Consider the following 23,508-nt stretch of genomic DNA (forward strand, 5'->3'; position numbering starts at 1 on the left):
TTTATAACAGAAGCTTATGCAATGGCTTGTGGATTCTTTTGCTGACTCACATCATCAAGTAACAGTAGTAGCGAGTGATAAGGTATACCACTGTGTTGACTTAGACCGATTTCACACGTGCGACTATTACTGTATCCCGCAGTACACCCATCCGGTATTTGCGCTTTTAAATGGCGCAGCGCACTGGCATTTAGTTCAGGTACAAACATCCCCTTGTCACCCGCAAAGCCGCAACATTCAATGCCTTGGGGCTCTATCACAGATTCGCTACAGGCATTTGCTAACGCTTGTAAATACGGCGCAAGGCCCATTTTGCGGCTGCTGCAGGTAATGTGCAGTGCAACAGGCTCAGCTTGTCGTGTTATCTCGAGCTGTTCGATCACATGCCTAACCATAAACTCGCTGGTTTCATAAATATGTAAGCCTTCAGTACTTTTAAGTGCATTTATTTGCTGCTTACACGGACTGGTGTCAAACACGATAGGAATTACCCCCCCTTGGCTAATATCCTGCAGGTGCTCGACTAACTCATGACCTTTTTGCATCGCTAAGTCTGAAAAGCCTTTACTACTAAAAGGCATACCGCAACACAGCTCGTCCAGCCCTTCTGGCAATATGACTTGATAACCCGCCTTATTAAAAATTGAACGTGCCGCTTCGTAGGTAGAACGCTTTTCCTCGTCAAAAGGCGTTGGCCCCATATTTCGACTGGCACAACTGGCAAAATAAACGACTTTTTTGGGGTTAATCGAGCCATCAATCTTGATAGCTTTGCCTCTGCCTGGCCACTTACTTTGCCATAAAGGCAGCTTTTTCGCCGACATTTGGTGCATTTTAACACCTATTTTATCCGTTCTAGGTGCGCCAAGTAGTTTTGTAGCGGTACTCGATACCGCCAATCCAATACCCGCTCCTTTACTCACCAGCGAAAAATGCTCAGCACTGAACTTTGCTATCGTTTTGCCGAATCTAGACTGGTTTTCGCTGCGTAATTGCCGAATAAGATCCCCGGTATTGATCCCCACTGGGCATCGCTGAGCGCATAAGCCGGTAGCGGCACAGGTATCTACCCCCATGTACTGAAAATCATGTTCTAATTGCTTAAGCTCATTTTGCAGATCTTGTTGCTGTTCTTTTTGCTGTTCTTGTTGTTGATCTGGGTGCTGAAGTGCCCAAGCCTTGCTTTGTGCATTAAGCGATTCAGCTTCACGCAGTTGTTTGATACGCCGCCATATCGCTATGCGTTGCCTTGGGGTGTAACTTAAATCCTGAGATGGGCAAACCGCTTCACAAAAGCCGCACTCAATACATTTATCCACAATCTCATTGGCTTTAGGCAGTAGTTTTAAGTTTTTAATATGACTTTGCGGGTCGTCATTCAAAATAACGCCAGGGTTTAGAATACCCTTAGGATCGATAATGTGTTTAACGCTGCGCATAACCTCATAGGCATCGCTTCCCCACTCTAACTGTACAAACGGTGCCATATTTCTGCCCGTCCCGTGCTCTGCTTTTAATGAGCCATTAAACTCCACCGCGACTAAGTGCGCTACCGCTTGCATGAATCGGTCGTAACGCTCTATTTCACTCTGCTCATCAAATGCCTGTGTAAACACAAAATGTAAGTTCCCTGCCAGCGCATGTCCGAAGATAATGCCTTCGCTGTACCCGTATTCGTCAAATAACGTGTGTAAGCCTTGAATACCCTCAGCCATATTAGCAATGGGAAAACATACATCTTCAATGATCACTGTGGTGCCCGTTTCACGAACAGCGCCAACGGCGGGGAACGTGCCCTTACGGATAGCCCACAATTGCTGATTCAGTATTTTATTGTCGCTTAAAGGTACGGCGTGCAGCGCGCTGTCGTGACCAATGCAGGTCTCGATGCTGCGTATATTTTGTTGAAGCGCTGCAGCACTGTCAGCGCTGGTTTCAATCAGTAGCGCGGTATAGTTATCGTTATCAGTACAAAATGAATCAGGTAACCCTGGCTGACCTTTGACCGAATTGAGCGCTCGCTGATCCATTAACTCAACTGCATCAACGTTTTGTAAACTTAAGGCCGTTACCAAACCACATGCTTGCTCTGCAGTGGCGAATAGGTACAAGCCACTGGCTTTATGCGCGTTTTCTACCACTGTGTTATAGGTAATATCGGCTATAAAACCTAACGTGCCTTCTGAGCCAATCATTAAATGCATTAGAATTTGCAAGGGCTCTTGGTAATCAATCAGGGCATTAAGTGCATAACCACAGGTATTTTTCAGTCGATATTTGTGCTCAATTCGTTCGCGCAATGCTTGATTACGTTGACACGACAATGCCAACGTTTGTAATTCACTTAACAGTGCCTGATGCGTGTTGCGAAACGCTGCCACACTGCGCTCGTCACTGGTATCGACCACACAGCCATCGGCTAACACTATGGTCATATGTTGCACGGTGTAATAGCTGTTATGCGCAACACCACAGCACATGCCAGAGGCATTATTTGCTGCGATGCCACCAATTTTACAGCTGTTGATAGATGCTGGATCTGGGCCTATCTTGCGCCCATAAGGCGCAAGAATTTGATTGGCCTGGGCACCTATAATCCCTGGCTGTAATTTGACTTGTTGGCCATCATTTAGCACGTCATATTGACGCCAATCGTCGGTCAATACGATTAACACCGAATCCGTTACACCTTGCCCCGAAAGGCTAGTACCTGCTGCACGAAACGTGACCGCGACTTGATGCGCTTGGCTAAGAGCAAGAATGGATTGAAGTTGTTCGACACAACTTAGCTTGAGCACCAGTTGAGGAATAAGTTGATAAAAGCTGGCGTCAACCGCCAAGGCACGGCGGCGACTGATGTCTTGAATAATAGCGGTTGAAGGCAATAACTGGGTAACTTGGTGTAAATAGTCGCTAGGTAAGCGGGTCATTTATTTGTCCTAATACACAATGAAAAGCTGAGACGGGAAATGCAACGCGTTGTTTAATCGAAACAAAACGTCACTCTCTCAATGAAAAAAAGAATAAAGAATCGCATCTTGCGCCCCTTGCATCAAGTTTTAGAGCGCCCTGTGAGTGGCCCGGCCCAAAAATGGAAAAAGCAAAAAAACACGCATCCCCTCCCCCGCGTTAATACAACCGCAGCAAGGTTATACCAATCCGCATTAATAAGTGGAATGGTATTAATGTTACGCCTAGCGCTTTGAGCGTTTTGTTTATCCCTAGCGCAATTTTTCCTCTTCCTAAAAAATCGCCAAATCGCTATAAAACAGCATCAATCTGTAAGCTTTCACAATTGATTACAAAAATAATCATTATCATGCTAAGTGCATGATAGCGGCCAAATCAGCCTATCGGGAACAGAATAACCGGTTTATCTGTTAACACCACGCTTACAAAATACATCCAACATGCAATTTAATACTATTAATCATATAGTTATAAGACCAACTGAAATTAGCTTAGTTTCCAATGGCATAGCCTTATTCGCACCTTTATAGTTAGCTATCTCCCGATACTCCCGCCTGAAACTAACGAAACAAATGGTTTTATGACTATTTATTTCCAAATTATGAAATAAATGATGTTTCATTACATGCTGACTTTCAAAACAACCCTGAAAGTGTTTAAAATACACATACTGAGTGATCGCCGTCGCAGCTCTATAAGATCCACCGCCACTATTAAATGAAGGGTTAGTTTATGAATGTACAAAAATTGTTGGCTGATTTAGCCAAAATCGGTATTAACGATGTTAGCGAAATTTTACACAACCCCTCGTATGAAACGTTATTTGAAGAAACAACCAACCTAGATCTTGAGGGATATGAGAAGGGTGTTGTGACTGAATTAGGTGCCGTTAACGTCAACACAGGGAAATTCACCGGCCGCTCACCAAAAGACAAATACATAGTGCGCGATGATGTCAGCAAAGATACTGTGTGGTGGTCTGATCAAGGCAAAAACGACAACAAGCCGATCACGCCCCAAGTATGGGACGAACTTAAAGCGCTGGTCACTAAGCAGCTCAGCGGCAAACGTTTGTTCGTGGTGGATACCTACTGCGGCGCAAATGAAGATACCCGGTTAAAAGTACGCTTTATTACCGAAGTCGCGTGGCAAGCGCATTTCGTTAAAAACATGTTTATACGCCCTACTGATGCTGAGTTAACCGATTACGAGCCTGACTTTGTGGTCATGAATGGCGCGAAAACAACTAACCCTAACTGGCAAGCGCAAGGGCTGAACTCTGAGAATTTTGTTGCTTTTAATTTAACCGAAAAAGTACAGCTAATTGGCGGCACTTGGTACGGCGGCGAGATGAAAAAAGGCATGTTCTCTATGATGAACTACTTGCTGCCTCTTAAAAATATCGCCTCAATGCATTGCAGTGCCAATGTAGGAAAAGACGGTGATGTGGCTGTGTTCTTCGGTTTGTCTGGTACAGGTAAAACCACTCTATCCACCGACCCGAATCGTGAGTTAATCGGCGACGACGAACACGGTTGGGATGACAACGGCGTGTTCAATTTCGAAGGTGGCTGTTACGCAAAGACCATTAATTTGAGCAAAGAAAACGAACCGGATATCTACAACGCAATACGCCGTGATGCCCTACTTGAAAATGTGACGGTCGATGCCGACGGCAAAATCGATTTTGATGATAACAGCAAAACCGAAAACACCCGTGTATCTTACCCGATTCATCACATTGACAACATTGTAAAACCTGTCTCACGGGCTGGGCATGCTAATAAAGTCATTTTCTTAACTGCAGATGCGTTTGGCGTATTGCCAGCAGTGTCTAAGCTAACGCCCGAGCAAGCCCAGTACTACTTCTTGTCTGGCTTCACCGCTAAATTAGCTGGTACAGAAAGAGGAATAACCGAGCCCACGCCTACGTTCTCAAGCTGCTTTGGTGCGGCGTTTTTAAGCTTGCACCCCACTCAATATGCCAAAGTGCTTAAAAATCGAATGCAAGACGCGGGTGCTCAAGCTTACTTGGTTAACACTGGCTGGAACGGCACAGGCAAGCGTATTTCAATTAAAGCAACGCGGGCGATTATTGATGCAATTTTAGATGGCTCATTAGATGATGCGAAAACCACCGTCTTACCCATTTTCAATTTAGAAATTCCCCAGCAACTAGGTGAATTGAACAGCGATATTCTTGACCCACGTAAAACCTACAGCAATGAAAACCAATGGACCACAAAGGCCACTGATTTAGCGAGCTTATTTGTAGATAACTTCGATAAATTCACTGATACCGACAATGGTCAGTCACTGGTTGCCGCAGGCCCTAGCTTATTTAAACAAGCAAAAAGCGCTTAACGGCGCTCTACTCTGGTCAGGAATTTCAAGCCTCAGCAGGCGTATTAACCCTGGCCAGTCAATTTAAAACAGGCGCACGTATTGCGCCTTTTTTAATGCTTTTTTATCTGCTTTTTTATGCGGATTTGAATAACTACCTAGCGTGTATGATAAATGCACTACCCAAATCGGCAAAATACCAGTAGGCTAATATTCCCAACGGTTTACGATAACCAATCAACGAGCCAGTTAATGAGGTGACATATGTCTTATATCGATGGTTTTGTAGTCGCAGTCCCCACCGCCAATAAAGAAGAGTACAAAGCATACGCCAAGTACTGCATTAATATTTTTAAGCAAGAATACAGCGCTATCTCCTGCACAGAGTGCTGGGGCAGCGATGTACCAGATGGCGAAGTCACGTCATTTCCAATGGCTGTACAGGCGAAAGCCGATGAAACTATCGTGTTTTCTTGGATAACATGGCCGTCAAAAGAAATCAGAGACCAAGGCATGCAAAAATGTATGGACGATCCCCGCTTTGACCCGGCGACCGCGCCAATGCCATTTGATGGAAAGCGTATGATTTACGGTGGTTTTGAAGTACTGGTAGATGAATAGTAAAAACCTCACTGCTCCTTACTAACCCTCAGAGGGAGCAATAAAGTCCAAGCACAGCGCGTTGTTCAACACTATATGACTTAGCGCGTTGTTTACTTTTGAGGGGGATGCCCATTAAGCAACGTTCGCTTTACCTCCCCGTTATGCTCATCTATTTCAGTCCAAGTTTCACCGAATTTACGACCTTTAAGGTAAAGGCAAAACTCTTTAGGTGGATTATATGGCTGTGGAAGTACAGTTGCGCACATACTATCTTTCGTTGTCCGCCATTTCCCCTGACTCGTTTCACCTTGCACAGCAAGGTGGCTAAATGAGCCATCTGAATCAAAATAGATAATACTCTCTGCGGCATAATTCACGATCCTTAGAGAATTTCCAGAGACTAACTTATGGATTTCGTCGATATCGCTATCTGCAGCGTATGTATTGATACATACAAACATAGTGAAGAAGGTAAGCAGCGACAGTGTTGTGCAAAGCTTAAATTTACCAAGCTTTGAGCCTGTCATTAATTTAACGTACATTTTCATTCCTTGAATTGCTCACCGCGCAGTAATAACCGAGCGTAACACTGGGTGGTAAAGTGAGCTAAGTCGCCCTGATTGCGCGTATTAGTTGCCAATTGGCTGCCAAAATGCGGGACAAGTGGTTTTATGAATTTGTCAAACACATTCTCAAACAGGCTAATACGAGTTATCGCTAGCTTTACCTGAGCTAAATATGCCACGAAAAAGAGCAGTAAGTACTCCTGACATAGAGTCCTCTATTGCCTCGTTTTTGTAGTCACGCTTTTTGCTATATACCGAGTTAGCTTGTTCTAGCTGCCTGCTTTTCGCATTCGAATTAGCACCATCGAAAAAGTCCTTTGCTACTTTGTCTGAAGTGCTAGCACATCCTGATGAAATCACTGAAGTTAATAAGATAGCTATTAATTTAATTCTCATTTAATGCCCTTTTCTAATGAGAGCATAGCTCAGGTTTATGTGGGTACTATTTTTCTATTTCACCACTTTAGGCGGTAAATAAATAGTAAATTTTTCATTAGTTTAACCATTACGCTGTAGGCAGTTTGTTGCTTTACCTGGGTAAATAAAAATTAAACGAGTTAATAAAACAGTAAGGCAGATTCTAGATTTGCAGGCCAAACCCCATCCATATATCCATTCTCACATGACTTGGGCCGCACTGGATAAGTACCTAATGCACTATCATGGCGATAATAAAAAGCATCTAAGGGCTGGGTTAAATACACAAAACCTGTTTCAGTGATGGTTTTGAATTGAGTATATATTTGTTCGAATACGTCAAACGCACGCTCGAATAAAACCGGACCTGAATCGCAGAGCGGCGTCCTTGAAAATCGAGAATCAGCATATCTCTACGTCTGCAAAGTGGTGACTAAAAACCAACCACAAGGTCCGTTGGCTGTTTATCTATTAGCTAAATTTGGTCTCTGGGCTGACCTATAAAACCTTGATGGGCAATTATGCCCACCCTAGCTGTTGAAGGCTAACTGAATCATTCCATATCTTTGTCACATGGCTTATTAACCCACCTTCAAATTGCATGGCATAAACGTAGTCAGCCGCAATAACGTTACCAGTTGGCTCACCAGAAACACTGGGGCCGGTTTGAGTACCATGAAGTACACCAAAAGCCGTGACACAATTGCGCTTCTCGTCGGTTGAAAAACTTTTCAATTCATAATGACCATCGGGAACCGCAGTTAAAAGCCACTGCATCCATGCTGTGTAACTTTCTACATTTCCTATATCGGACAAAACACCTGCCTGTGCAGAAAAGGTAGCATTAGGATGGCAATATGCTTTGCACGCATCCCAGCCTTTTCCTGTTTCACAAGCATCAAAAAACAACTCGGCTGTCTGGGTAATATTGCTCATTTTGTAAATTCCTTAAGTGAATCTAAACATTAGTACTGTGGTTGACGATATAAATTTTAAAAACAAACACGTCAAAAATGATGCTGCTCGGCGAATCTATGGTACTTAACTTGTTATCAAGCGGATTGATCGCAATGACTCAAAGAAGCAACTACAGCAGCCATATTTCCCACTCGTTTTTTAATAAAACCTTATGATTTCAATAACTAAATCGGACGTTATCGATATTTATTACGGGTCAACTGTTTTACGCGAGCGAATACATCGACACCCAATTGGCGGTAAACATGAAGCAAGTCAACCAACACCCAGTTTTCTCGGATCATGCCGTTTTCGTTTCGCCAAAAATCTAAGCTGCGCATCGTGATGGGTTTATCGTTAGGTACAATACCAAGCCAGCCATCACCCGAAATCGTCATGCTCATACCCGGCCAGCCGGTAAACCCAACATAGTTGTTTTCAGAAAATAAATGGCCATTCGCTGGATCACCCACGCGATTCGGCATACCGTTTAAAAATGCTTCTTGGTGTGTATTGCGAAAGCCTTGAATACCGCGCCCGGTACCTATCCCTGACGGGCCATACCAATTTGACTTAGCATGCCAATATTTGTCTAGGTTCATTGCCTCAACGCCACCTTCGGCAAAATTACCTAAACTATTTAGCATGTCTAGCACAAGCTGTTGGCTCTGTACTGTTATTAGCTTGTCTTCTTCAAGTAGGTGAATGCCATCTTGAGTAGAAGGGCCAGGTACATGCCACTCAGTACCTAAGCTTGGGCTAAAGGGCCAGCACTTTGCCTGCATCATCACTTCTGGCAAATCCCAAATGGCCTGTACTTCGACAATTTTCTCCCCGTCGAAGCGATAAAACTCGTGAAAGCGCATGTGTATCTGATCGCCCGTGGCTGGAATATCTAACCAAGGTTTTGCCAAACGCCCTGTGTAGTAACCACAGCACCCGAGCCAACGAAGCTGTTTGTCGTCTTCGCCCACCATAACAATGGTGTCTCGACGTTCAAGATCGGGGACCGCTTCCAATAGCGGCGCGTATACCGTATCAAGCATTTCTCGGTGACCGACCATATCGTCAAACGGGACACAAAACTTAATCGCGGCATCATTTGAGAAAAGATCATCACCTAGCGCTTTTAGCTTTTCTAAATCAAAGTCGTACTGAGCTTGCCGAAACGGTAGAAACTTCTTTTTTAGTTGAATATTTGTATACGTAGACATCGCTTTAGCCTTCTAGTCTAAAAACTCTGGGGCCTTTGCAGTATCTCCCCGACGTGTAACATACACTAATGCTATATCATCGCCGTGTTGCGCAAAACTGCGTGTTGCGCCAATGGGCGTGGTAAATGTGTCGCCCTTGCCTAAGATAAGTGCTTCGCCATCAATGTGCATTTTGATACTGCCTTCTTGCACAAAGACAACCTCTTCTTCTTGGCGTTTATGCCCGGCGATGAACGAGCCAGCTTGGAATTTCAGTGCACGAACACAAAACCCATGAGACCAGTTTAATTTCGTTTCACCAAGCTTCTCATCAGGGCTTGCTGGGCCAATGAGTGGCGCTTCTAACACATCAGTGCCTTTCGTGAGCGCGGTGCCATTGCTAAATGAGAAATCGCTGACGCGTACAACGCACTGCTCAAGGGTTTTATCATCGATTACCCGATGCTGGGCAATCTGTTCTGCTGAGGTCTTTGGCATTGGGGCCACACCGTCAGGCATTTTCTGACCTAAGGTTGTGTCAACTAAGCCGCCATTTTCAAGAAGTACCAACCCGTAATCGCTTGCCATATCGAAAACTTGCGGCGCCCAAAGCACGCGGCCTGGGTCATCTTGGCCTAATACGGCGTAAAGATACCCTGCCCCTTCCCCTACATTTTCGAAGCCACGAAATAAATCCATAGGGATAGATATAACGTCGCCTTCTTCCAAGCGGACCACAGCGTCGGAGCCATCTACCCCTGTCGAGAAGTGCCAGCTGCCTTGCGAAATAACAAAAACTTCTTCCGTTAAATGGCTGTGCTGCGAGTTCAAACACCCAGGCGGTTGACGGGCTCCCCCTATGTTAAAACCGTGAGGAATAGCGATATGAACATGTTGGTCGGGGTTTTCTGCTACCCCTGGGCCAATAATCGTAAAGTTTTCTTTTTGATCACTGCCAGGCGAGCGCGTATCAATAAACGCATTGCGACACGGGATTAATTCTTCATAACGGACTAAACGTTCGGATAATACTGACACAGTGATACCTCGTTTTTATTGGGCGGTCCAACCGCCATCGACTTTAAGACAACTACCCGTGGTGGTCATAGACAATTCACTGAGTAGAAATATGCATGCATTCGCTACATCTTCAACGCTACCTAAGCGCTGTAAGGGAATGTTGTTCATAACCATTTCGGCAAACGCAGGCTCTTTAAGCATGGGTTCGGTCATCGGTGTTTTGATGAATGTGGGGGCAACACTATTAACGCGAATGTTATTGGGCGCCAACTCAACAGCCATTGCCTTAGTCAAACCTTCAATCGCATGCTTGCTTAAGCAATACAGGGTTCGTCCAGGCGAGCCGACAAACCCCATTTGAGATGACATGTGCACCATAGATGGCGCAGCGCTATTAAGCATGGGTGTGATAGCTGCCTGTGCAACCTTGTATGCCGAACGAATATTTAAATTTAAAATATCGTCGATGTTTTCATCGCTTTGCTCTGCCATGGGGGCGACACGGTTGGTTCCAGCGTTATTAATTAATCCATGCAGAGACGGTAATGAACGGATCTTTTCATAAAGCGCCGCATCTTGTACGTCGCCTACCCAATAACTCAAGCGCTGGGAACTCTCATTTTTCAAATCAATAAGATCGGTTTCGGTGCGCGCCACTGCTATCACAGTTGCACCGCACTTATCAGCTAACAAAGCACACGCTTTGCCAATGCCTTTGCCCGCCCCTGTGATCAAAATGGTCTTGTCTTTTAACAGGTCATTAGAGAAAGCCACACATCACCTCAAAATAATAATTGCATTCGAAGTCATTTTTATGTAATTCTCAGTAAAGATCAAGCTAAATATTTGTACGATTAATGTAACACCCCATTCACCAATATAGAGGAATAGACCATGATCAAGCACTTGAAGAAAGGTAAGCAAGAAGACGAAAAAGCTATTGATAATCAAAAAGTTAAAACAATTGTCGAAAATATAATTAGCGACATTGAGCAGCGTGGAGATGCCGCTGTATCAGAATATTCTGGTCAATTTGACAAATGGACTCCGGAGTCGTTCAGATTAAGCAAAGAAGAAATTAATGCGTGTTATGAACAACTTAGTGAACAAGAAATAAGCGATATTAAGTGGGCGCAGAAGCAAGTACGCAATTTCGCCACTATTCAACGTGAGTCAATGAAAGATGTAGAAGTTGAAACGCTTCCAGGTGTTGTACTGGGCCATAAAAATATTCCAGTAGATAGCGTAGGTTGCTATGTGCCTGGCGGAAAATACCCGTTAGTTGCCTCAGCGCACATGAGTATTGTGACCGCAAAAGTAGCTGGGGTTAAACGCGTTGTGGCAGCTACGCCTCCATTCCACGGTAAACCTGCACCCGCAGTAATTGTTGCGATGGATTTAGCCGGGGCTGATGAAATTTATACCTTTGGTGGCGTACAAGCCATTGCTGCTATGGCGGTAGGTACCGATTCCATCGAGCCGGTAAGTATGATTGTAGGGCCAGGTAATGCGTTTGTTGCAGAGGCAAAGCGCCAATTGTTCGGGCGCATAGGTATCGACCTATTTGCCGGCCCAACAGAAACCCTAGTAATTGCTGATGACAGTGTTGATGGTGAACTGTGCGCCGCCGACTTGCTTGGTCAAGCTGAGCATGGCCTTAACTCTCCCGCGATACTGTTGACCAATAGTGAACAACTCGGAAAAGACACAATGGCTGAAGTAGAGCGCCAGCTCACTATCCTACCTACTGCCGATGTTGCCGCTGTGGCATGGCGAGACTATGGCGAAGTTATCGTATGTGATACCTACGACGAAATGTTGCAAGTAGCCAACGATTTGGCATTTGAGCATGTGCAAATAATGACCAAAGACGTCCCCTACTTTCAGAAAAATATGCGCAACTTCGGAGCGTTGTTCTTAGGGCCTGAAACAAACGTTTCTTACGGTGATAAATGTATTGGAACAAATCATACTCTACCCACGAAGGGCGCAGGTCGTTATACTGGTGGTCTATGGGTTGGTAAGTTCTTGAAAACCTGTACATATCAGCGTGTTACCGAGGAAGCGTCAGTCATGGTTGGCGAATACTGCTCACGCTTATGTGCCATTGAAGGTTTTGCAGGTCACAAAGAACAGGCTGACATTCGGTTACGTCGTTATGGAAAAAAATAATTGAATAAAAAAACTAGGGTGACGTCTTATGACGTCGCCCATGCAGCAGGAGTTTCACAATCGGCAGTGTCGCGGGTGTATCGCCCAGGCGTTAGTGTATCTAAAAAAACCCGAGATAAGGTCATAAAAGCCGCCGAAGACTTAGGTTATAAGCCGAACGCTATCGCCCGCATGCTGATAAATCGAAGCACGGGTATGGTGGCTGTGATCATCTCATCTCGAGCGAATGTGAACTTTCCCGAGGTGTTAGCACAGTTAAACAAGCACATTGCTGTCAAAAATAAACGGGTACTTTTATTTACGCTTGATGATGCTGATCAGCTAGAAATGGTTATGGAGCAAATATTCGCCTACCAAGTAGATGGCGTAATAGCGCTGACCGCACACTTTGAGCCAGACAGTGTGACACAGTTCGCCAAGCACAATATCCCTGTGGTGTTGTACAACCGCGAGCTTCCAGATCACAGCGTAAGCTCAGTGTGTTGTAACCACGACCAAGGGCTTCGCATGTTGATCGATATTTTGGTTAGCCATCACCACCAACACTTTCTAATTATGGCAGGGCCAAAAGATTCTGACGTGGCTCGCGCCCGATTGAATGGTGCTAGAAATGCGTTACTGGCCCATGGCTTCACTGACACCACTGTAATTTACGGTGACTACAGCTATGATTCTGCCAGAGAGTGTTTGAGTGCCTACGCACAAAAGAACCCACTTCCTACTGCAATTATATGTTCCAACGACTCAATGGCGATCGGTGCTATTGATGAAATTCGACAAAATCTGGGCCTGCGGGTGCCAGAAGATATTTCAGTTGTTGGGTTTGATGGTATCAGTGCCTCATGTTGGCACAGCTACCAGCTGACTACCGTAAGTCAGCCAACCTATTTTATGACAAAAGCAGCAGTAGAAACCTTAATTAACCTGATTGAGAACCCCGAAGTACCGCCAGAAACACGGTATTGGCCGGGCAAGCTCATAGAAGGTAATTCGGTTGCCGCCGCGCCAAGAGACGATGACTAACTTACTATTTATACCCGGAACACTTTGTAATAAGGCCGTTTTCTCGGACCAAATTACCACCTTAAGCAGAGCTGGTCACAACTGCATAACCTTGGAGTATGACCAGCACGACAACCTAAGCGAAACGGCAGACTACGCACTTAGCCGTTTCAAAGCAGACGAGCGATTCAACATTTGTGCTTTCTCGATGGGAGGCATGGTTGCATTTGAACTTTTAACTCGCTGTCCTGAACGAATTGACAGAATAGCGCTGTTAGACAGCAACGCGCACGCCGATAAACCGCAAGGCCGAACCGTGAGAAACGAGCACCTAAACTATGCAATTGAGCATGGCTTAGATAGGTTAATACACGATTATTTCAGCTCGGTTTACTTAAGCTCAGCAAATGATGAAATTATGCGATTAATAGCGCAAATGGCGGAAGATACGGGCATTGCGCGCTATAAAGCGCAGCTAGAAATACTTGCCACAAGACCGGATGCGAGTGAGCTATTGGCCAATTGCGATCATCGTATGTTGTTTATGGGTGGTTGTAATGACGTGCTTTGCCCCCCCTCAGAGCAACAAAGAATGCACCAGTTAGCAGCAAACAGCGAGCTTGTGTTAATTGAAAATGCCGGCCATTTTGCCTCGCTTGAACAAAGCGACAAGGTAAATTTGCACCTGTACAACTTTTTTGGAGGCGCCGCCCATGCTTAAGCAGCAGCTCAAAAATAAACAAAGCCTGTTAGGCACCTTCGTTAAAACCCCCCATTACAATGTAATTGAAGTACTTGCCCATAGTGACATGGACGCGATTTGCCTAGACGCAGAACACGCGCCGTTTTCTCGCCACGATCTAGATACCTGCATCCTTGCTGCGCGAGCTGGTAGTATGCCAGTGTTAGTAAGAACCCCTAACGATGCGCCAGAAACACTATTAAATGTACTAGACATGGGCGCAGATGGCGTAGTTGTGCCTCATGTTAAAACAGCCGAGCAATTAAGCGAGATTGTAAAGCATTGTCACTATGGTGCAGGCGGCAGAGGCTATGCGGGTTCAAGCCGGTTTGCAGGATATACAACCAAGTCGTTAAGCCACAATTTGCAAGCGGGCAAAAATATTTCCGTTATTGCCCAGCTTGAAGACTTAGATGCCATTGAAAATATCGAAGCAATTGCGCAGGTTGACGGCGTTGATTGTTTGTTTATAGGCCGCATGGATTTAACCGTAGCGCTAGGCGAAACCAGTGCCGATGCCCCAGCGGTTAAACAGGCGGTAGAGCATTTAGTTGAAGTAAGCCACAAAGCCGGAAAGGCCACAGGCATGTTCGTGGGCAATTTAAACGAACTAGGCTACTGGAAAGAAAAAGGCGTATCTTTGTTTTTACTTAGCTCAGACCACGGCTTTATGTTAAGCGGCGCCAAAGCACTACGTGAAACCTTTGATAAAGCGTAAGTATTTGAATTTACGCTAGTAGTTGAAGGTATCACAAAGGCGACCTTTGTTAGGTCGCCTTTGTACCAATTGCAGGCATTCATCATTGTCTCAATTCAAGAGGGAAAGCCCAAAAGTTACATATTGGTAAAGCTAAAAAGCTATCACCTTAGCGCTGCTAAGCTCCGTGTCTACCGTTGCTGAGAACTCATTTTTTATCCAACTCGGTGTACACGTCCATCCCGCCTAAAACCACAACGGGACAAGAGATAACCGCTGATTTCATTTGACTACTAACACTGGGCACTCAGATTTTCTGATAATTGATTCTGCCACGTTAGCATTTAAAAAATGAGAAAGTCCGGTTCTTCCGTGACTAGCAATAACCACCATGCCAATATCGCCGCTGTTGCTCTCGGCCAAAATCTCATTGATGGCATCACCATGTCGAATTACCGTTTCAATCTTCAAATTGGTATTCAATTGACTTAATAATTCGTGCATTTTACTTGCCGCAGCGTCTTCCATATTTTCTGCTAATTCTTGGGGCGTTATTGCAAGGAGCATATAATTCTCATCACCTGAAGGCTGCTCGACAACGTGTAAAATACGAATGCCCACTTGATATAAATTCGCCATTTCAATGGCATATTGCAAAGCATGTGATGCAGTATCGGAAAAATCTGTAGGCCATAAAATATTACGTGTGCGCATATTACTCTCCTTCACAATGTAAAAAGTGTTTTTGCAATGACATTACCAGCTTCACCAAAATAGACTCGACGCCATTTCAGCGGATTGAGTATAGTCAGTATTAAAAAGTCTTTTAGTGATCTTAATCAATTCAACAACAATCTAGACACCCAAAATTACATCAACCGAACACTTTATGTTGGTTGATTAGGCTTCGATTGAGTGCTTTATTACTTTGGGACTAGGTTTAGATTCAGCTCAGTGGTTTACGCTTTCCACTGAGTTCGAAAAACACTTGTGCTACGTAGCAGGTGCCAAGCAAATGATGAATGCGTTCAAACGCCATACCCATCATCAACGTCTGCGGGGAATGACCAAAGCGAAAGAGCTGCTAAAGCGAGCCTAAATCAATTTCGAACATTGCATATCATGCATATATTGTAACCTCGAGCCTTACCGACATTTCACCCTGCACGCTGTTTCGTCCTTCACCACTCACTGTTGCAGTAAAAGCCTTTAATCAGTCAGAGCAAAGCACCGAAACGCTTGCTGAGCGATAATTCCGCCATGAAACTAGAGATTATCTTCACGATTTTTTAATATGGGTGTCTAGTTAAGTTTTTTGTCATTGCTATTCTCCAGTCTAAATTTTAGCGAGGCGTGACCCGCCAAATAACGTTAGCAAGGTCATCGGCGACGATAAGTGCACCACGCGGGTCCACAGTCACGCCAACTGGCCTGCCTCGAGCCTTCCCGTCTCCACCTAAAAAGCCCGTAAGAAAATCTACCGGTGCTCCAGCGGGCCGACCATTGCTAAAAGGAACAAATACCACTTTGTAGCCGGCTGGGTCTTCCCTATTCCAGCTGCCATGCTCACCGACGAATACACCATCTGCAAATTCAGCGCCCATAACCGGCTCGGAAAAATCGACTCCCAAAGCAGCGACATGTGCCCCCAATGCGTAATCCGGGGCAATTGTGGATGCGACTTTTTTCGGATCTTGTGGCCGTACTCGCTCGTCTACATTTTGCCCCCAATAGCTATAGGGCCAACCGTAAAATCCACCGTCTTTTACTGAGGTAAGGAAGTCCGGCACAAGTTGCGGGCCAATCTCATCTCGCTCATTTACCACCGCCCATAACTGACCCGTTCCAGGTTGTATGGTAAGCGCGGTTGGATTGCGTAGGCCAGTAGCGTAGGGCCGATACGCCCCGGTTTCTGCATCTATTTCCCAAATCATCGCACGGTCTACTTCAGCGACCATCCCGCGCTCTGTGATATTACTATTAGAACCAATGCCGACATACAAGAAGCGACCATTGGGGCCGGCAGTCATGGCTTTGGTCCAATGGTGATTAATCTGCGAAGGTAGCTTGGTGACTTCTTCCGGCGCTGCACTTGCTTTGGTTTGTCCGTCGCTATAGTCAAAGCGCACCAACGCGTCTTGATTGGCAACGTAAAGGGTATTGTTAATCAACGCGAGCCCGTAAGGTGCGTTAAGATTATCTGCAAAAACTGTCTGGAGTTCGTAGGTACCATCGCCGTCAGCATCACGCAACAACGTGAGTCGATCGCCGCTCGCCACTTTTGTTGTGCCTTTTGATTTAATGTATCCGGCGATAAAATGCTTTGGCTTCAATGAGGGTGCATTACCGCCTTTGCCCTCGGCAACCAGAATATCCCCGTTTGGCAGCACTAGCGTTTGACGAGGCACTTTAAGATCAGTTGCAATAGCGGAGACGGTGTAGCCCGTAGGGGCTGTTGGCATTTGATCCCCCCAAGGCGTCGGTTTCGCAATTGTCATAGCAGGGAGCAGCCCACGCTGAGGTTTTGGTAGCGTAGGATTAGAGCCTTGGTCAATCGAAGCAGAATCGTTGCTATCACAGGCACTTAGTAGCACGGTAAAGGCAAAAGTTGTTAACAGACCAGTATATTTCATCGCTTACCTCCTACACCAAATTTTGCGAAGCCAATCCAAGTTGCTCCGCAAGCCAATAAAAAAACAATCACCGACAGAACAAGGCCCATTGGCATAACTGCCCAAGCGTCCTTTGCATGGATAAGCGAATTGAAAAAACCCACCAGCCATGTCGCTAGCAACATTACGATATGTAAGATCAGATGCCCACGGTGATCCGCACGCACCAAATCGATGATGGTCCACAACAACGTCAAGCCTGCGAACACCAGCCCACCTGCAATTAGCCACGAAGCAAAGTTGGTCCACTGAATCTGATAAGTTTGTGCATAGGCAATGTCGCTTAACAAACTACAAAAAAATAGCGGGACAGTAGCCGCCAGCAGCATCCCATGTATTGGGTGAAGCCGCCTTATTGGTGTTTGGTCGTTATGGCCAGTCATCGTTTCTCCTCAAAACAGATTCTGTGAAATTTTTTCACTCATTTTTTACCTTCTTACACAAACTACCGTCCGCGACAAGGTGACGAATACGTTAGTCTTGGTTTTCTGCAAAAACTGTTCCGCCTACATCAGTGCGCGCGGCACGCGCGGTAATAGAAAGTTATAAAGACACCCATGATAAAAATGGTCAATTTTCTAGGCTAAACTACACTTAATTTGTGTTTCATTCTGTCAGGTAGGTTATGCATGTCTCAACCTCGAAAAAGCCAAATTAGTTTAATTGATACGCCCTATTTTATTCACAACATCCATGTCGTTCACTTCTTCGAAGCCAGCTAAAGCTGTTCAAATTTTATTCCCGATGAATTTGTCATCGTGTTTTCCGCTGTGTGCGACGCTCCTTTTTGTGTGGGATACCTAGATTGTAACGTTCATGCCTGTCCAAACACAGACCTTACTCACCGTTTTCGTTCTTCAACACACGCTATTCCATTAAAAGCCTTCAATCAGTCAAAGCAAAAGCCCCCTAACGCTTATTGAGCGATAATTCCGCCATGAAACTAGAGATTATCTTCACGATTTTTTAGTATGGGTGTTTTGATAGTTTGCATTGACGTAGAAAAGTTGATTATTCTTAACAAGAGTACATTTGAAAGGTATTTGACTTGACCTTGGTTTGATGTTTAAAGTGGAAATTTAATCTGAGAGAGGGAAATCTATACACAATTACTATTCTTCAATAAAATACATAATCATATCTCTGGCTCTTTTGAGCTTCGCTGGCAGCAGGCTGGACTAAGGTTCCAGTCGGAGACGGAACCACGACAGTTATCTACGAACAGGATCAGGGCACCTAATAATCTAGACGATCATTTGCTCTCGCCATTTCAATCACTTATGGCAATTACTGCAGTAACTACTCAGCAGGACGGGCGTGTAACAACGAATTTTAAGTATGAAGGAAATAGTCTTGCCGCTGCAACTTACAATCACACCTGCCATGATGGTCCCTCCCCTATTTTTGCTCCGTAGATTAGTATGCGATAAACTTTTGAAAATAGTATTTTTATTTGCAACTTTTTTATTTTTATCTGCCTGTAGTAGTTATCAAAGTGTAGATGATGGCTACAGGCAGCTCAATGAAGATGGTTACATCAAACGTGCTTTCACCGTGGAGAAAACAAAGAAGGGAATTTTCGTTAACTCTCTAAATAATTTAACTAACAGTAAAAAACGTATATCTTTTGACCGGCTTGGTAATGACAAAGATGGCCTTAAAATAATTTTTTATAACAAAGACATTATAATAAGAACTAACTACCCCGATTTTAAAATCACTAATTTTATAGTGAATGGAATTGGTAAGGAAAAACTTAACAACCGATTTAAAATCGACCTGATAGCCACAAAACTCAGTGACAACTTTGAGTCGCAAGTTGTTTATAAGGATGGATTCTATCACTTTTCTGTTTTTGTTGATGCTGAATCTCTTAAAAGTTTTGAGATTAACAAAGAATTGTTTCTCTTGATGGTGTTAATACATGAAACAATGCACGTGTCTCAAGCGTTAAATGGTGGTTTTGACGGGATATTCAAAAATAAAAGAAAGATAGAGACGAAAGCTTATGCATTTTCTTATTGTGTGCTCGCTGAATCTCTTAGCGGTGTTACTATTGATTTGGAAGGTAATCGAAAAAGGTTACAAAGAGATTTCAATAACCTCAGAAATATATCTATAAAGTCTCACATAAATTATTTAGATTATTTAATAGACACTGAAATCATCAAAAAAATACCAGGAAATGATCTAAGTCGCTTTAAAATGGACAAGCATTGTTCTGAACTGTTTTTGCAATAATCAAAATATTGATATCGACGAAAAAAAAAAGAAAGACACCCATGATAATAATGGTCAATTTTCAGGGCTGAACTACACTTAATTTTTGTTTCATTCTGTCAGGTAGATGGATTATGCCTCAACCTCGAAAAAGCCAAATTAGTTTAATCGATACGCCCTATTTTATTCACAACATCCATGTCGTTCACTTCTTCGAAGCCAGCTAAAGCTGTTCAAATTTTATTCCCGATGAATTTGTCATCGTGTTTCCCGCTGTGTGCGACGCTCCTTTTTGTGTGGGATACCTAGATTGTAACGTTCATGCCTGTCCAAACACTGACCTTACTCACCGTTTTCGTCCTTCACCACTCACTGTTCCATTAAAGCCTTCAATCAGTCAGAGCAAAGCACCGTATCGCTTATTGAGCGATAATTCCGCCATGAAACTAGAGATTATCTTGACGATTTTTTAGTATGGGTGTCTCGATAAGTACTGAAAGACTATTGTGAGCTGGTAGATACAACAGGCCGCTGTATTCGTGATGATAAGGCAGGTCATATCGACAATACTCAAAGCCCAATTTTAGAACGACTCGGCTTAGATTCTGCTCAGTGGCTAACCTTAACCACTGAGTTTGAAAAACACTTCTGCTACGCCGCAGGTGCGGAGCAAATGATGAATGCGTTCAAACGCCACACCCATCATCAACGGCTGCGAGGAATGACCAAAGCGAAAGCGTTGTTAAAACGCGCATAAGACATTGCAACTAACACATCTAATGCATCTCTTGTAACGTAGGCGTTTGCCTAAAAATTGACCTTGCGCGCCGTTTTCTCCCTCAATGCTCAATATTCCAGTAATAATTCTCAATCACTCAGATCAAAAGTACTTTGACGCTTATTGAGCAAGTATTTTCCCCTAAGCAGAATAGTTTTTTATACGATTCTAAAGATGGCTGTCTCTGTTAGTAGTAACACCCTTTGTGGGAAACCCTTGTGAAAATATGCCCAAAGGTATCCCCTACTCACTGAAAGACTATTGTGAGCTCGTCGACACTACGGGCCGATGCATTCGTGATGATAAGGCCGGTCATATCGATAATACTCAAAGCCCAATTTTAGAACGACTAGGCTTAAATTCTGCTCAATGGCTAACCTTAACCACTGAGTTTGAAAAACACTTCTGCTACGCAGCAGGCGCAGAACAAATGATGAATGCGTTTAAGCGTCATACTCATCATCAACGACTGAGAGGAATGACCAAAGCTAAAGCGTTGTTAAAACGCGCATAAGACATTGTAACTAACACATCTAATGCATCTCTTGTAACGTAGGCGTTTGCCTAAAAATTGACCTTTCACGCCTTTTTCTCCCTCAACGCTTAATATTCCAGTAAAAATCCCTAATCATACAGAGCAAAAGTACTTTGACGCTTATTTAGGGGTATTTTCCCCTAAGCAGCAGAGTTTTTTATACGATTCTAAAGATGGCTGTCTCTGTTAGTATTTGCGAAGCCCTTTGCACGAATGATATGCCACTTAATTTTCCCGCTCACAGGAATAAAACTAAAGCCGATAGTCCCTGTACTGAGAGGCGGAATATATGCAGTAGCATTATAGTTTTTGATTTCATCAAAGTCGCCACCCTCAGAATATATAGCTATTTCAATTGACGTTATGGTTACTTCTTGATTTCCGTTATATATATCACCCGTAAAATAATTAGCTTGAAAGCCTGGCCCAGCCTTACCAGAAATTTTTGAAGTCTGCTCATTTGTTAAAATAGAAGAATCAGGGAGATTGGTACCTTTGAACTTACTCCGACAGGAGTTATGAATTAATTTAGCAGCTTGGTCGCTGTTAACCCCCTCCATGTGCTTTAAGATACATTCGTCATAGCTGGACTCTTGAGAGCAAGCACAAATGAATACTGTTAGGGATAAAATAATGAATAGTTTGCTCATAACTTCCTTGTTCACATAACGTCCGAATTTGCTGCACAAACTTACTGGCTATAATTGGTGAGGCACGAGCCGCAGCCAGTGGGTTTGGGTCAGCAACATTTGTTTGTTAGCACGTTAAATCATCCACTAAATTTTTAAACGACTGCGTACCTTTTAAATTGAATGTTACATGGGTATCTTGGACGTCTTTTGCCAATATATATACTAGTTCTTGTAAATCATTAATTAGCTGGCTTATCTCACTTACCCATAAATCAGCTTTGTCGTAAACATCTCCAGCAGCGAGGCTCACTGACTGATGACCAACTGTATTATTACGGAGGATACAAATTTTAGTTACAAGTGGCTTTATCCTCTTTTCAGTTTCGGATAAAGCGAATTGAGTATCTTCAGAAATGTTGCCGGTCAACGATTTCTTGTAACTGTTAATATTAATAGTGTCCTTTCGGTTTTCGACTGTCTTATAAAGAATAATTATTAGCGAATTAAATAAAGCGTTTTCGGCCGCTATATAAAACCTCGAGTACCGCTTTAACTTACCTTGAAACTTTTTGTTGCGCTTTTCATCACGCATTGCCTGCCACATTTCGAAATCGATTTCTGCTTGTGTGAGAAGACGACAAAGTCCCTGTCTCAATCTAGTTGAATCGTCCATGTTTCTCCTGAGAGTGCTAACAATTTAATATAGCGCGATTTGCGCGTTTTTCTGCCGACGCATCGCTCACTTTTATACTTCCGCTATTAATACCAAACTAACTATCATATTGCTACATAAAGGAAAACTGGCGATCTGGATAAAATGACAAGAACAAAAACGAGCGATTGGGTCACTTTCCTGAATATGGGAGCGACTCAGCTTATTTGGATAAATAAACGGCCTTGCTTACTAATTCGCTAATGACTGCTTTTCGCTCTCAGCAGCCTCTAAATCTGAGGTTTTTTTAACAAGTCACACTGGATGGCGATATATATGGATGATCTAACTATTCAGGCTTTTTAAAAACAGTTTAACTTCCCAAAAAAAAGCGCCTCTACATTGAGAGGCGCGAAAGACTAACGTTTTCTACGTTAGTTACCGACGTTAGAACGGTAGTGGCGTTGAAAAGCGCTTTTCAAAGGCTAGCGCGTCAATTACCCAGTATTCACTTTCAATTTTGTTTTGCTTAAATGTCAGCATAGTGACAATGGGTAAACGAACCCGCACAAGCCCATTGTCTGTCTTAATATCTGCGTCTATGCGCCATCTTACCAGCGCACTATTATTATCTGCCACTACCTGCTCAAGCTGGCTGTAGCGGCGGTGCAGCTTGCCTTCAAGCTGCGTAAGCCAAGAAGTAATAGAAGACGAGGTAGTGCCCTCGCCGTTTACCACTGTACTATTCACGCTTAAATGGCTCTCGCCTGTGTAAACGCTTTCGATCCCTGCTGAATCGAAACCTTGCCATATCTGCCACCAAGCAGTCAGCTTGGTGTTGAGAGCGTCGCTTAAGCTGCCATTGAGCACATCACTAATGCCCGCGTGGGTGGTGTATCGATGAAGTTGCGGGTCAAACTCACTTAGTTGCAGTGGATCAGGCTCGGGCCAAAAGTCCACTGATGTGGCGTTAGTCGAACCTGCTACATTTTCATCATCGGCGCAGTGTTTGGCTAAAGAGGCACTGTCTACCCATTGAAGTAGCTGCTTTATTGCGCCGTCACTGTGTTCGCACATGGTTACGAAATACGTTTTACTCGACGAAGAGGTAAGACAAAATAGACCAGCATCAATATCACCACTTTGTAAGGTTGCGACTTGTTCAATACTGCCCGAGCGGCTCATTATGTCTAGCCAATTTGCCATTAACCCCCGCTGTTGCACTGGGCCATAATGTAACCTTTCACCCAATAACCAGCGGCTTGAGTGGATGAGTGCATGGGTTAAGGTTTTGGTATCTCGTTTTTCTAGCAATTGTTGAATTGTACTTAGCATGC

21 protein-coding genes and 2 pseudogenes are annotated in these 23,508 nt (G+C 44.0%); 10 read left to right on the forward strand and 13 right to left on the reverse strand.

What is annotated here, in order from left to right; translation table 11 throughout:
• Positions 1 to 14: 14 nt before the first annotated feature.
• Positions 15 to 2,930: an FAD-binding and (Fe-S)-binding domain-containing protein gene (locus GCHA_RS06435; RefSeq protein WP_007986336.1), complete on the reverse strand. Its 2,916-nt coding sequence runs from the start codon at positions 2,928 to 2,930 to the stop codon at positions 15 to 17.
• A 772-nt stretch (positions 2,931 to 3,702) separates the two neighbouring features.
• Between GCHA_RS06435 and pckA the strand changes: the two genes are divergently transcribed.
• A complete protein-coding gene (gene pckA / locus GCHA_RS06440; protein WP_007986340.1) occupies positions 3,703 to 5,334 on the forward strand; it encodes a phosphoenolpyruvate carboxykinase (ATP) in 1,632 nt (543 codons plus the stop codon).
• A gap of 243 nt (positions 5,335 to 5,577) precedes the next feature.
• The gene (locus tag GCHA_RS06445; protein WP_007986341.1) at positions 5,578 to 5,934 is read left to right on the forward strand and encodes a DUF1428 domain-containing protein; all 357 of its coding nucleotides are present in this window, start codon (positions 5,578 to 5,580) and stop codon (positions 5,932 to 5,934) included.
• A gap of 92 nt (positions 5,935 to 6,026) precedes the next feature.
• On the opposite strand, the gene GCHA_RS06450 is transcribed toward GCHA_RS06445, so the two are convergent.
• The 6 genes from GCHA_RS06450 to GCHA_RS06475 form a co-directional block, all read right to left on the reverse strand.
• Positions 6,027 to 6,458: a hypothetical protein gene (locus GCHA_RS06450; protein ID WP_007986342.1), complete on the reverse strand. Its 432-nt coding sequence runs from the start codon at positions 6,456 to 6,458 to the stop codon at positions 6,027 to 6,029.
• Positions 6,459 to 6,617: 159 nt separating this feature from the next.
• Entirely contained in the window at positions 6,618 to 6,878 is a 261-nt protein-coding gene (locus tag GCHA_RS22515; RefSeq protein ID WP_083881839.1) for a hypothetical protein, read from the reverse strand.
• A 540-nt stretch (positions 6,879 to 7,418) separates the two neighbouring features.
• Positions 7,419 to 7,835 (reverse strand): ester cyclase, encoded by a 417-nt coding sequence (locus GCHA_RS06460; protein WP_007986344.1) that lies wholly within the window; start codon positions 7,833 to 7,835, stop codon positions 7,419 to 7,421.
• 218 nt (positions 7,836 to 8,053) lie between these two features.
• A complete protein-coding gene (locus GCHA_RS06465; RefSeq protein ID WP_007986346.1) occupies positions 8,054 to 9,070 on the reverse strand; it encodes an ester cyclase in 1,017 nt (338 codons plus the stop codon).
• Positions 9,071 to 9,082: 12 nt separating this feature from the next.
• A complete protein-coding gene (locus GCHA_RS06470; RefSeq protein WP_007986347.1) occupies positions 9,083 to 10,087 on the reverse strand; it encodes a cupin domain-containing protein in 1,005 nt (334 codons plus the stop codon).
• 15 nt (positions 10,088 to 10,102) lie between these two features.
• Positions 10,103 to 10,843 carry an SDR family NAD(P)-dependent oxidoreductase gene (locus GCHA_RS06475; RefSeq protein WP_007986348.1) on the reverse strand — a complete coding sequence of 247 codons (741 nt, stop codon included), beginning with the start codon at positions 10,841 to 10,843 and terminating at the stop codon, positions 10,103 to 10,105.
• Positions 10,844 to 10,963: 120 nt separating this feature from the next.
• Between GCHA_RS06475 and hisD the strand changes: the two genes are divergently transcribed.
• From hisD to GCHA_RS06495, 4 genes are read left to right on the forward strand one after another with little or no spacing between them, the layout of a single operon-like run.
• Positions 10,964 to 12,241, forward strand: a complete 1,278-nt coding sequence (hisD, locus tag GCHA_RS06480) for a histidinol dehydrogenase (protein WP_007986349.1) — start codon at positions 10,964 to 10,966, stop codon at positions 12,239 to 12,241.
• The gene (locus GCHA_RS06485; protein WP_007986351.1) at positions 12,242 to 13,264 is read left to right on the forward strand and encodes a LacI family DNA-binding transcriptional regulator; all 1,023 of its coding nucleotides are present in this window, start codon (positions 12,242 to 12,244) and stop codon (positions 13,262 to 13,264) included.
• Positions 13,257 to 13,964 carry an alpha/beta fold hydrolase gene (locus tag GCHA_RS06490; RefSeq protein ID WP_039992177.1) on the forward strand — a complete coding sequence of 236 codons (708 nt, stop codon included), beginning with the start codon at positions 13,257 to 13,259 and terminating at the stop codon, positions 13,962 to 13,964. Before GCHA_RS06485 ends, GCHA_RS06490 begins: the two co-directional genes overlap by 8 nt.
• Positions 13,957 to 14,703, forward strand: a complete 747-nt coding sequence (locus GCHA_RS06495) for an HpcH/HpaI aldolase family protein (RefSeq protein WP_007986355.1) — start codon at positions 13,957 to 13,959, stop codon at positions 14,701 to 14,703. The genes GCHA_RS06490 and GCHA_RS06495 overlap by 8 nt, the downstream gene beginning before the upstream one ends.
• A 261-nt stretch (positions 14,704 to 14,964) precedes the next feature.
• On the opposite strand, the gene GCHA_RS06500 is transcribed toward GCHA_RS06495, so the two are convergent.
• Positions 14,965 to 15,396, reverse strand: coding sequence for a universal stress protein (locus tag GCHA_RS06500; RefSeq protein WP_007986357.1), 432 nt, complete (start codon positions 15,394 to 15,396; stop codon positions 14,965 to 14,967).
• Positions 15,397 to 15,610: 214 nt separating this feature from the next.
• Between GCHA_RS06500 and GCHA_RS23010 the strand changes: the two genes are divergently transcribed.
• Positions 15,611 to 15,781 carry a hypothetical protein gene (locus GCHA_RS23010; protein ID WP_007986358.1) on the forward strand — a complete coding sequence of 57 codons (171 nt, stop codon included), beginning with the start codon at positions 15,611 to 15,613 and terminating at the stop codon, positions 15,779 to 15,781.
• 244 nt (positions 15,782 to 16,025) lie between these two features.
• Here the strand turns inward: GCHA_RS23010 and GCHA_RS06505 are convergent, their stop codons facing one another.
• Together GCHA_RS06505 and GCHA_RS06510 are read right to left on the reverse strand one after the other, a co-directional pair.
• Positions 16,026 to 17,315 (reverse strand): PQQ-dependent sugar dehydrogenase, encoded by a 1,290-nt coding sequence (locus tag GCHA_RS06505; protein WP_007986360.1) that lies wholly within the window; start codon positions 17,313 to 17,315, stop codon positions 16,026 to 16,028.
• Entirely contained in the window at positions 17,312 to 17,737 is a 426-nt protein-coding gene (locus GCHA_RS06510) for a DUF2231 domain-containing protein (protein WP_007986362.1), read from the reverse strand. The genes GCHA_RS06505 and GCHA_RS06510 overlap by 4 nt, the downstream gene beginning before the upstream one ends.
• Positions 17,738 to 18,707: 970 nt before the next feature.
• On the opposite strand from GCHA_RS06510, the gene GCHA_RS06515 reads away from it, so the two are divergent.
• From GCHA_RS06515 to GCHA_RS06520, 3 genes and pseudogenes are all read left to right on the forward strand, one after another.
• The gene (locus tag GCHA_RS06515) at positions 18,708 to 19,595 is read left to right on the forward strand and encodes a hypothetical protein (RefSeq protein WP_318248948.1); all 888 of its coding nucleotides are present in this window, start codon (positions 18,708 to 18,710) and stop codon (positions 19,593 to 19,595) included.
• Between the two features lie 472 nt (positions 19,596 to 20,067).
• Positions 20,068 to 20,331: pseudogene (locus GCHA_RS22520) on the forward strand (transposase); the annotation flags it as partial.
• Between the two features lie 211 nt (positions 20,332 to 20,542).
• Positions 20,543 to 20,866, forward strand: a pseudogene (locus tag GCHA_RS06520) (transposase); the annotation flags it as partial.
• A gap of 188 nt (positions 20,867 to 21,054) precedes the next feature.
• On the opposite strand, the gene GCHA_RS06525 reads toward GCHA_RS06520, so the two are convergent.
• The 3 genes from GCHA_RS06525 to GCHA_RS06535 all read right to left on the reverse strand — a co-directional run bounded on the left by GCHA_RS06525 (position 21,055) and on the right by GCHA_RS06535 (position 23,506).
• Complete coding sequence (locus tag GCHA_RS06525; protein ID WP_007986367.1) at positions 21,055 to 21,537, reverse strand: translocon-associated protein subunit alpha; 483 nt, start codon at positions 21,535 to 21,537, stop codon at positions 21,055 to 21,057.
• 106 nt (positions 21,538 to 21,643) lie between these two features.
• Positions 21,644 to 22,192 (reverse strand): AbiU2 domain-containing protein, encoded by a 549-nt coding sequence (locus GCHA_RS06530; protein WP_052017987.1) that lies wholly within the window; start codon positions 22,190 to 22,192, stop codon positions 21,644 to 21,646.
• 426 nt (positions 22,193 to 22,618) lie between these two features.
• Positions 22,619 to 23,506 (reverse strand): nuclear transport factor 2 family protein, encoded by an 888-nt coding sequence (locus GCHA_RS06535; RefSeq protein WP_007986369.1) that lies wholly within the window; start codon positions 23,504 to 23,506, stop codon positions 22,619 to 22,621.
• Between the last annotated feature and the right edge of the window lie 2 nt (positions 23,507 to 23,508).

It is taken from the genome of Paraglaciecola chathamensis S18K6 (assembly GCA_000314955.1).
Classification (GTDB): Bacteria; Pseudomonadota; Gammaproteobacteria; order Enterobacterales; family Alteromonadaceae; genus Paraglaciecola; species Paraglaciecola chathamensis.